Annotated in this window: 13 protein-coding genes and 1 pseudogene; 13 read left to right on the forward strand and 1 reads right to left on the reverse strand. The window is 70.8% G+C overall.

Features of this window, described 5'->3' with window-relative positions; genetic code table 11:
• The 11 genes from AAG801_RS37890 to AAG801_RS37940 form a co-directional block, all read left to right on the forward strand.
• A partial coding sequence (locus AAG801_RS37890) for a cytochrome ubiquinol oxidase subunit I (RefSeq protein ID WP_341893054.1) occupies positions 1–480 on the forward strand: 480 nt, incomplete at its 5' end.
• Between the two features lie 18 nt (positions 481–498).
• Positions 499–1,641, forward strand: coding sequence for a cytochrome d ubiquinol oxidase subunit II (cydB, locus tag AAG801_RS37895; protein WP_341893055.1), 1,143 nt, complete (start codon positions 499–501; stop codon positions 1,639–1,641).
• 1 nt (position 1,642) lies between these two features.
• Complete coding sequence (locus tag AAG801_RS37900) at positions 1,643–3,253, forward strand: tetrathionate reductase family octaheme c-type cytochrome (protein WP_341893056.1); 1,611 nt, start codon at positions 1,643–1,645, stop codon at positions 3,251–3,253.
• Complete coding sequence (locus AAG801_RS37905) at positions 3,246–3,863, forward strand: cytochrome b/b6 domain-containing protein (protein ID WP_341893057.1); 618 nt, start codon at positions 3,246–3,248, stop codon at positions 3,861–3,863. Before AAG801_RS37900 ends, AAG801_RS37905 begins: the two co-directional genes overlap by 8 nt.
• 49 nt (positions 3,864–3,912) lie before the next feature.
• The gene (gene petA, locus AAG801_RS37910; RefSeq protein WP_341893058.1) at positions 3,913–4,533 is read left to right on the forward strand and encodes a ubiquinol-cytochrome c reductase iron-sulfur subunit; all 621 of its coding nucleotides are present in this window, start codon (positions 3,913–3,915) and stop codon (positions 4,531–4,533) included.
• Between the two features lie 15 nt (positions 4,534–4,548).
• The gene (gene cydX / locus AAG801_RS37915; protein ID WP_341893059.1) at positions 4,549–4,671 is read left to right on the forward strand and encodes a cytochrome bd-I oxidase subunit CydX; all 123 of its coding nucleotides are present in this window, start codon (positions 4,549–4,551) and stop codon (positions 4,669–4,671) included.
• A complete protein-coding gene (locus AAG801_RS37920; RefSeq protein ID WP_341893060.1) occupies positions 4,668–4,949 on the forward strand; it encodes a cyd operon YbgE family protein in 282 nt (93 codons plus the stop codon). The genes cydX and AAG801_RS37920 overlap by 4 nt, the downstream gene beginning before the upstream one ends.
• A 3-nt stretch (positions 4,950–4,952) precedes the next feature.
• A complete protein-coding gene (locus AAG801_RS37925; protein ID WP_341893061.1) occupies positions 4,953–5,615 on the forward strand; it encodes a hypothetical protein in 663 nt (220 codons plus the stop codon).
• Positions 5,584–5,988 carry a DUF302 domain-containing protein gene (locus tag AAG801_RS37930; protein WP_341893062.1) on the forward strand — a complete coding sequence of 135 codons (405 nt, stop codon included), beginning with the start codon at positions 5,584–5,586 and terminating at the stop codon, positions 5,986–5,988. The genes AAG801_RS37925 and AAG801_RS37930 overlap by 32 nt, the downstream gene beginning before the upstream one ends.
• A 1-nt stretch (position 5,989) precedes the next feature.
• Positions 5,990–6,976 carry a bile acid:sodium symporter gene (locus tag AAG801_RS37935; protein WP_341893063.1) on the forward strand — a complete coding sequence of 329 codons (987 nt, stop codon included), beginning with the start codon at positions 5,990–5,992 and terminating at the stop codon, positions 6,974–6,976.
• A 22-nt stretch (positions 6,977–6,998) separates the two neighbouring features.
• The gene (locus tag AAG801_RS37940; protein ID WP_341893064.1) at positions 6,999–7,442 is read left to right on the forward strand and encodes a group II truncated hemoglobin; all 444 of its coding nucleotides are present in this window, start codon (positions 6,999–7,001) and stop codon (positions 7,440–7,442) included.
• Here the strand turns inward: AAG801_RS37940 and AAG801_RS37945 are convergent.
• Positions 7,406–7,774, reverse strand: a complete 369-nt coding sequence (locus tag AAG801_RS37945) for a hypothetical protein (RefSeq protein WP_341893065.1) — start codon at positions 7,772–7,774, stop codon at positions 7,406–7,408. The two genes, AAG801_RS37940 and AAG801_RS37945, sit on opposite strands and share 37 nt — an antisense overlap.
• 81 nt (positions 7,775–7,855) lie before the next feature.
• Here AAG801_RS37945 and AAG801_RS37950 point away from each other — a divergent pair, with 81 nt between their 5' ends.
• Both AAG801_RS37950 and AAG801_RS37955 read left to right on the forward strand, forming a co-directional pair.
• The gene (locus AAG801_RS37950; protein WP_341893066.1) at positions 7,856–8,305 is read left to right on the forward strand and encodes a hypothetical protein; all 450 of its coding nucleotides are present in this window, start codon (positions 7,856–7,858) and stop codon (positions 8,303–8,305) included.
• Between the two features lie 61 nt (positions 8,306–8,366).
• Positions 8,367–8,573 (forward strand): annotated as a pseudogene (locus tag AAG801_RS37955) (hypothetical protein); the annotation flags it as partial.

Raw genomic sequence — 8,573 nt, forward strand, 5'->3', positions numbered from 1 at the left:
AAGAAGTACACCGCCGACGTGCGCCAGGCCACGCCCGAGATGATCGACCGCGCCATGCACGACACCGTGCCGAAGGTGGCGCCGATGTTCTGGAGCTTCCGCATCATGGTCGGTCTCGGCTTCGCGATGCTGCTGCTCTTCGGCCTGGCCTTCTGGAGCACGCTCAAGAGCGAGTGCAAGGCGCGCCCCTGGCTGCTCAGGGCTGCCGTGCTGATGCTGCCCGCGCCGTGGATCGCCAGCGAACTGGGCTGGCTGGTGGCCGAGTACGGCCGTCAGCCGTGGACCATCTACGGCGTGCTGCCCACGCACCTGAGCGTGTCCACGCTCAGCGTCGAGAGCCTGTACGGCTCGCTGGCCGGCTTCATCGGCTTCTACACGGTGCTGCTGATCGTCGAGATCTACCTGATGCAGAAGTTCGCCCGCCAGGGCCCGGGCTCGCTCGGCACCGGCCGCTACCAGTTCGAACCGGCGCACGCCTGACGCCATCCGGGACACATCATGATCGACTACCCGACCCTGAAGATCATCTGGTGGCTGCTGGTGGGCGTGCTGCTCGTCGGCTTCGCCATCATGGACGGCCACGACATGGGCGTGGGCACGCTGCTGCCCTTCGTCGGCCAGGGTGACGACGAGCGCCGCGTCGTCATCAACACGGTGGGCCCGCACTGGGACGGCAACCAGGTCTGGTTCATCACCGGCGGCGGAGCCATCTTCGCGGCCTGGCCGCTGGTCTACGCCACCGCCTTCAGCGGCTTCTACTGGGCCATGCTGGCGGTGCTGTGGGCGCTGTTCTTCCGCCCGGTGGGCTTCGACTACCGCAGCAAGATCCACAACGCCACCTGGCGCAGCACCTGGGACTGGGGCCTGTTCGTCGGCGGGGCCGTGCCGCCGCTGATCTTCGGCGTGGCCTTCGGCAACCTGCTGCAGGGCGTGCCCTTCGGCTTCGACGACTACCTGATCAGCACCTACACCGGCAGCTTCTGGCAGCTGCTCAACCCGTTCGCACTGCTGGCCGGCGTGGTCAGCAGCGCGATGATCACGATGCACGGCGGCATGTACCTGGCGCACCGCACCGAGGGCGCGATCCAGCAGCGTGCCGTGCGCGGCGCGGTGGGCGCCGCGGCGGTGATGGTGCTGGCCTTCGTCGGCGCCGGCCTGTGGCTGAAGTTCGGTGGCATCGAGGGTTTCGTCATCACCTCGGCGATCGACCCCGGCGCCCTGCCCGACCCGCTGGCCAAGACCGTGGCGCGCAGCGCCGACGCCTGGTGGCTGAACTACCGCTCGCAGCCGTTGCTGTGGCTGCTACCGGTGCTGGGCCTGGCCGGCGCGCTGGCCGCGGCGGCACTGGTGGCGGCGCGGCGCACGCTGAGCGCCTTCGTCGCCTCGTCGCTGGCCATCGTGGGCGTCATCGGCACGGCGGGGGCGGCGATGTTCCCCTTCGTGATGCCGTCGTCGACCCAGCCCAATGCGAGCCTGACCGTGTGGGACAGCGTCTCCAGCCACCTCACGCTGGGCCTGATGTTCTGGGCGACGCTGATCTTCATGCCCTTGATCGTCCTTTACACATCCTGGGCCTACCGCGTGATGCGCGGCAAGGTCACGGTGGCGCAGATCCGGGCCAATAGCCACACGGCCTACTGACATGAAGCTGCACCCCCGCCTGCTCGTGGTCCTCGCGCTGCTGGTCGCCCTGCCGGCCGCCGCGAAGACCACGGCCGACCACTCGAAGTTCAAGGAGCTTCAGGGGCCGTTCGCCAGTGGCGAAGAGGTGACCAAGGTCTGCCTCGCCTGCCACACGGAGGCCGGCCGGCAGGTGATGGGCACGCGGCACTGGACCTGGGAGTACACCAACCCGCAGACCGGCCAGAAGCTCGGCAAGAAGACCATGCTCAACGGCTTCTGCATCGGCGACCAGTCGAACGAGCCGTTCTGCCAGTCCTGCCACGTCGGCTACGGCTGGAAGGACAAGAACTTCGACTTCAAGGCCGAGACCCGCGTCGACTGCCTGGTCTGCCACCACAGCGGCGGCTACCGCAAGCCCGCCGGCATGGCCGGCGAGGTGCCCACGCAGCGCACCGAGCTGCCGCCCGGCTCGGGCAGGTTCGTCGAACCGGTCGACCTGGCCAAGGTGGCGCAGGGCGTGGGCAGGACGCGCACCGAGAACTGCGGCAGCTGCCACTACTTCGGCGGCGGTGGCGACGGCGTCAAGCACGGCGACCTCGACTCCTCGCTGGACAAGGCCAGCCGCGAGCTCGACGTGCACATGGCCGACAAGTCCGTGGGCGGCGCCGGCTTCAGCTGCTCGACCTGCCACGAGTCCGACGGCCACCAGATCGCCGGCAGCCGCATCACGATGACGGCCGCCGATCCGCACGGGCCGCGCCTGCGCGGCGACACGGCGCACGAGCCGCGCAACGCGGCCACCTGCCAGAGCTGCCACGGCGACAAGCCGCACAAGCAGGGCGCGCTGGCGGTCGAGCTGCTGAACAACCACACCGACAAGCTCGCCTGCCAGGCCTGCCACGTGCCCGAGTTCGCGCGCGGCGGCGTGGCCACCAAGATGGCGTGGGACTGGTCCACCGCCGGCCGGCTGTCGCCCGAAGGCAAGCCGATCCAGAAGAAGGACGCGCACGGCCACGTGATCTACGACAGCAAGAAGGGCGACTTCACGCTGGCCGAGAACGTTCGGCCCGAGTACCTGTGGTTCAACGGCACGGTGAGCTACACCACGCAGGACATGCTGATCGACCCGACGAAGCCGGTGCCGATCAACACCTTCCACGGCAGCCCCGACGACCCGCTCGCGCGCATCTGGCCGGTCAAGCGCTTCATCGGCAAGCAGCCCTACGACGTCGAGCACAAGCGCCTGCTGGTGCCGCACACCGCGGTGCCGGACGACACCGCCTTCTGGTTCAACTTCGACTGGACCAAGGCGCTGACCGCGGGCGCGCAGGCCACCGGCATGCCCTACAGCGGCAAGCACGACTTCGTGCGCACCGAGATGCTGTGGCCGATCACGCACATGGTCGCGCCCAAGGAGAAGACAGCACGCTGCGACTCCTGCCACGCAGACGCTGCCACCAGCCGCCTGGGCAGCCTGGCCGGCGTCTACGTGCCGGGCCGCGACCGGCAGCCCTGGATCGACCGCCTCGGCTGGCTGGCCGCCGCCGCGGCACTCGCCGGCGTGCTCGCCCATGCCGCTGTTCGGATGCTGGCCCGCCGCCGCACCACCATCGGGAGCCACCATGGCTGAACGGATCTATCTGTACAAGCGCTACGAGCGCTTCTGGCACTGGTCGCAGGCCGTGCTGGTGCTGACCATGCTGGTCACCGGCTTCGAGGTGCACGGCAGCTACCACCTGCTCGGCTTCCGCAGCGCGGTGCGCGTGCACACGCTGGCCGCCTGGGTGCTGCTGATGCTGTGGGCCTTCACGATCTTCTGGCAGTTCACCACCGGCGAGTGGCGCCAGTACATCCCGACGCTGGCCAAGGTTGGCGCGATGGCGCGCTACTACGCCTACGGCATCTTCACCGGCGCGCCGCACCCGTACCACAAGACCGCGGCGAAGAAGCACAACCCGCTGCAGCGGCTGACCTACCTGGTGCTGCTGGCGGCGGTGTCGCCGCTGATCTGGGGCTCGGGCCTGCTCTACCTGCTGCGCGCCTTCTGGCCCGGCCTGGGGCTGGAGCACTGGCTGACGCTCGAGGCCGTGGCCTGGGCCCATACCGCGGCGGCGTTCCTGATGCTGTGCTTCGTGATCGTGCACGTCTACCTGACCACCACCGGCCACACCGTGTTCGCCCACATCAAGACCATGGTCACCGGCTGGGAAGACCTGCCCGACGAGGGCGCGCGCCGCTGAACCCCTTGCATCCCACGCACACCCGCATTGCCACCCCAAGGAGCCCGACATGACGGCCGTCCCGATGAACCCCGACACCCCCACCCCCGGCGCGAGCGACCCCGAGCGCCGCACCTGGCTGATCGCCACCAGCGTGGCCGGCGGCGTTGCGGCAGTGGCCACCGCCGTGCCCTTCGTTTCCAGCTTCGCGCCCAGCGAGCGCGCCAAGGCGATGGGCGCCGCCGTGGAGGTCGACATCGGCGACATCCCGCCCGGCGGCATGAAGACCGTCGAGTGGCGCGGCAAGCCGGTGTGGATCCAGCGGCGCACGCCGCAGATGCTGGCCGCGCTGAAGGGCCAGGAGTCCGCGCTGGCCGACCCCGACTCGAAGCGCGACGACCTGCCCGAGGCACTGCGCAACCCCGGGCGTTCGATCAAGCCCGAGGTGCTGGTCGCCGTGGGCATCTGCACCCACCTGGGCTGTTCGCCCACCGCGGTGTCGGCCGACAGCGGCAACCCCAACGTCGGCGCCGACTGGCACGGCGGCTTCTTCTGCCCCTGCCACGGCTCGACCTTCGACCTCGCCGGCCGCGTGTTCAAGAACAAGCCCGCGCCGACCAACCTCGAGATCCCGCCGCACCGCTACCTGAGCGAGACGCGGCTGGTGGTCGGCGAGAGCGACGCGGCCTGAGGAAAGGAACGAACCATGTGGTATTTCGCCTGGATGCTCGGCGTCGGCTTCGCGGTGCTGCTGGCCGTGATGAATGCGATGTGGGGCGAGAACGAGCCAGCGCGTGCCGCCGCGCGCGAGCGCGGGGATGAGTCGTGAACACGATCGCGCCCGCCGCCACACCGCGCATCCATGCGCCCAGCCTCGTCGCCGCGATCGTGCTGATGGTGGCCGGCACGCTCTACCCGCCGCTGATGGCAGACGCCGCCGGCCACGCCGACCACGGCCTGGCGACGGCACTGTTCTGGGCGATGAGCGCGGGCTTCGTGCGCGGCGTCGGCTTCGTGCCGCGCTTCGTGCCGTGGCGCGTGCTGTTCTCGGGCTGGGCGGTGCTCTCGGCGCTGACGCTGGCCGCGGCCCTCAAGCTGATGCACTGAACCATGTACTTCCGCATGCTGCACGACGATGCGAGCGGGGCGGTGAGCTACCTGCTCGCCGATCTCGCGTCCGCGCAGGCCGTGCTGATCGACCCGCGCGGCGCCGACGTGGCGCTGCTGCGCGCCATGCTCGACGAGCACCGCCTCGCTCTGCGCTGGGTGCTGCGCACGCACGAGCACGACGCGCTGCTGCCGCAGGCCGAAGTCGCGGCGCTCGGGTCGCTCGGGGCGCCGCAGGTGCTGCACCAGGTGCCCGCCGAAACGCTGCTGCCCTTCGGCGACGAGCACGTCGAGGTGCTCGCCACCCCCGGCCACACCGCCGGCTGCCTGAGCTTCCGCTGGCGCGACCGGCTCTTCTGCGGCGGCCTGCTGGCGGTGGACGCCTGCCCGTTCCAGCCGCGCCCTGCCGATCCGCGCGCGCTGTGGGACAGCGTGACCCGCCTGATCTTCACGCTGCCCGGCGAGACGCTGCTGTTCGCCGGCCATGCCCAGCGCGGGCGTGCGGCGAGCACCGTGTTCGAGCAGCGCCGCTGGCATCCGTGGTTCGGCACGGCCAGCCGCGACGAGTTCCTCGCGCGGGTGGCGGCGCTGCCGCCGCAGCGCCCGGCTTCCCCTTCCCCCACCCAGGACTGCCATGAAACCAGCCCCCTACGCCTTCGCCATTGAACTCGCCCAGCCGCTGGGCGCCGCCATCGAGCGCCTGCGCGCCGCGCTGGCCGCCGAGCAGATGGGCATCGTCAGCGAGGTCGACGTGCAGGCCACGCTGAAGGCCAAGCTCGGCCTGGACAGCCATCCGCAGAAGCTGATCGGCGTGTGCAGCCCCGGCATCGCGCATGCGCTGATGGGTGCCGAGCCCGACATCGCCGCGCTGCTGCCCTGCGGCTGCGGCGTCAGCGAGGCCACAGCCGGCCGCAGCCGCATCGTGCTGCAGGACCCGCGCGTGATCGCCTTGCACAGCGACAACGCCGCGGTGCACGCCGCCTGCGAGCGCGCCCACGCCGCGCTGCAGCGCGTGGTGCAGCGGCTGGCGGACGCCTGAGATGCACACCGTGCTCGCGTGGCTGCAGAAGCACCTGGTCTGGAGCATTCCGGGCGCGATGCTGCTGGGCCTGCTCGGCGGGTCGGTGGTGGATGCCGGCGCGCTGCGCTGGGCGATCCTGCCGCTGACCTTCCTGATGGTCTATCCGATGATGGTGTCGCTCAACCTGCGAGCGCTGGCCGCCCCCGGCGGCGCGCGGCTGCAGGGTGTCGCGCTGGCCATCAACTTCGTGCTCATGCCGCTGCTCGGCTGGGCCGCCGGGCTGCTGTTCTTCGCCGATCAACCGGCGCTGCGCCTGGCCCTGCTGCTGACCGCGCTGCTGCCGACCTCGGGCATGACGATCTCCTGGACCGGCTTTGCCAAGGGCAACGTGCCGGCTGCGGTGAAGATGACGGTGCTCGGGCTGCTGGCCGGCTCGCTGCTCGCGCCGCTCTATCTGAAGGCGCTGCTCGGCACGGTGGTCGAGATCCCGATGCTGCAGGTGGCGCTGCAGATCGCGCTGATCGTCTTCCTTCCGATGGCCCTGGGGCAGCTCACGCAGAAGTGGCTGGTCTCGCGCGGCGGCCGCGAGCGTTTCGACAGCCACCACAAGCTGCGCTTCCCACCCTGGTCCACGCTCGGCGTGCTGGGCATCGTGGCGGTGTCGATGGCGCTGAAGGCGCACGACATCCTGCGCGCGCCGCAGGCGCTGGGCGCCCTGTTGCTGCCGCTGCTGGCGATCTACGCGCTGAACTTCGTGCTGTCCAGCGTGATCGGGCGCGCGCTGTTCGCGCGCGGCGACGCCATCGCGCTGGTCTACGGCACGGTGATGCGCAACCTCTCCATCGCGCTGGCAATCGCCATCGGCGCGTTCCGCGAACAAGGCGCCGAGGCGGCGCTGCTGATCGCGCTGGCCTACGTCGTCCAGGTGCAGGCCGCGGCCTGGTACGTGCGGTTCACCGACCGCATCTTCGGCCCGCCGGCCGCGCCGGCGGCGCGCGCCGCCTGAGCCCGTCCGACTTCCCCACACCATGACTGCATCGACACCCCTGACTCCCTACGCCGCGCTCGGCGGCCCCGAAGCCATCCGCCGCCTGGTGCAGCGCTTCTACGCGCTGATGGACGAACTGCCCGAGGCCTACGCCGTGCGCAAGATCCATCCCGACAGCCTGGCCGGCGCCGAGGACAGCCTGTTCAAGTTCCTCAGCGGCTGGTTCGGCGGCCCGCCGCTGTACACGGCCGAGCGTGGCCACCCGCGCCTGCGCATGCGCCACGCGCCCTACCGCATCGGCCCGGCCGAGCGCGACGAATGGATGCTGTGCATGCACCAGGCGCTGGCCGAGCAGGTGGCCGACGTCGAGCTGCGCGAGGCGGTCGAGCGTGCGTTCGCGTCGATGGCTGACCACCTGCTGAACGTCGGCGACGACGCGGCCCGCGCTCAGTGCGCAGGCGGTGTCGAGGCGGCGTTGCCGTGAGCGTCCGCGCGCTCGAGCACCTGCGCGGCCGCCTCCAGCAGGCCTTGCTGGTACGCCACCCAGGCGCGGTCGCGCGCCAGCGGGCTGTCGCTGGCCAGGAACGCTCGCGCCTTCCCGGCCTCGTCGCGCAGGGCCTGCAAGGTGTCGCCTCGTTCACCAAGGCGGCGCGCCAGGCGCAGTGCCGCATAGCGGCCTTCGTCATGCTTGAGCCGCGGCGATGCCTCGCGTCGGCGGTCGAGCGAGCAGCTGGCGCCCTGACTGGCGAGCGAGGCTTCCACAGCATCGATCTCGCCGGCCAGCCAGGCATCGAAGGTGCTGTCGTCCGACGTCATGCGGTGGCATGCTGGCAGTGGCCTGTCCGCTGGGGCTTGCGCCTGCGCAACCGAGTCGCCCTCGGCCTGGCAGTCGGACTGATGTCGCTCGCCCCTCCGGCTCAGGCGGCTGCGCTGCGCATCGGCGAGCCGCTGCCCGCCATGGTGCTGCAGGACCAGCATGGCCAGGCCGTCGCCGTGCCCGGCGCGGCGCGATGGCTGCTGTTCGCGCCGGACAAGGCCGCGGCCGACCTGGCGCAGGACTGGCTGAAGGCCCGCGGTCCGGGCGCGCTGAAGTCGCTGCAGGCCGTCTACCTCGCCGACATCTCCGGCATGCCTGCCCTGGTCGCGCGCATGTTCGCGCTGCCCAGGCTGCGTGAGCTGCCGTTCCCGGTGGCACTGGCCTCCGAAGCCGCGCTCACGTCCGAGTGGCCGCGGCGCGCCGGGCAGCTGACGCTGGTCGCCGTCGATCGCGGCCTGGTGCTCGGCATCGAGCACGCCGCCAACGTGCACGACCTGGCGCAGCGGCTGCAGCCGCCGGCAGCACCCTGAGCCGGATCGAACCGGCATCCATACCCCAGTTTCCAACCCCGCCATCCACAGGAGTTCGTTCATGAAGCAATCTCTCGTCATCACCCTCGCCCTGGCCGCCGCATCGACCGCGCACGCCGAGGAACTGTTCGTCAACATCCATTCCGGCAATGCCATGGCGCAGGGCGCCGGGCTCGTGCTGGCCGGCCAGGCGCTGGAGCAGAAGGCCACGGTGCGCGTGCTGCTGTGCGACGCCGCCGGCGACATTGCACTGACCGGCAAGGAGATG

It is taken from the genome of Variovorax sp. YR752 (genome assembly GCF_943372545.1).

Bases quoted from the DNA above. Each gene is read 5' to 3' on its own strand.
- cydB (WP_341893055.1), top strand. From the start codon at position 499: ATGATCGACTACCCGACCCTGAAGATCATCTGGTGGCTGCTGGTGGGC.
- AAG801_RS37900 (WP_341893056.1), top strand. From the start codon at position 1,643: ATGAAGCTGCACCCCCGCCTGCTCGTGGTCCTCGCGCTGCTGGTCGCC.
- AAG801_RS37905 (WP_341893057.1), top strand. From the start codon at position 3,246: ATGGCTGAACGGATCTATCTGTACAAGCGCTACGAGCGCTTCTGGCAC.
- petA (WP_341893058.1), top strand. From the start codon at position 3,913: ATGACGGCCGTCCCGATGAACCCCGACACCCCCACCCCCGGCGCGAGC.
- cydX (WP_341893059.1), top strand. From the start codon at position 4,549: ATGTGGTATTTCGCCTGGATGCTCGGCGTCGGCTTCGCGGTGCTGCTG.
- AAG801_RS37925 (WP_341893061.1), top strand. From the start codon at position 4,953: ATGTACTTCCGCATGCTGCACGACGATGCGAGCGGGGCGGTGAGCTAC.
- AAG801_RS37930 (WP_341893062.1), top strand. From the start codon at position 5,584: ATGAAACCAGCCCCCTACGCCTTCGCCATTGAACTCGCCCAGCCGCTG.
- AAG801_RS37935 (WP_341893063.1), top strand. From the start codon at position 5,990: ATGCACACCGTGCTCGCGTGGCTGCAGAAGCACCTGGTCTGGAGCATT.
- AAG801_RS37940 (WP_341893064.1), top strand. From the start codon at position 6,999: ATGACTGCATCGACACCCCTGACTCCCTACGCCGCGCTCGGCGGCCCC.
- AAG801_RS37945 (WP_341893065.1), bottom strand. From the start codon at position 7,774: ATGACGTCGGACGACAGCACCTTCGATGCCTGGCTGGCCGGCGAGATC.
- AAG801_RS37950 (WP_341893066.1), top strand. From the start codon at position 7,856: ATGTCGCTCGCCCCTCCGGCTCAGGCGGCTGCGCTGCGCATCGGCGAG.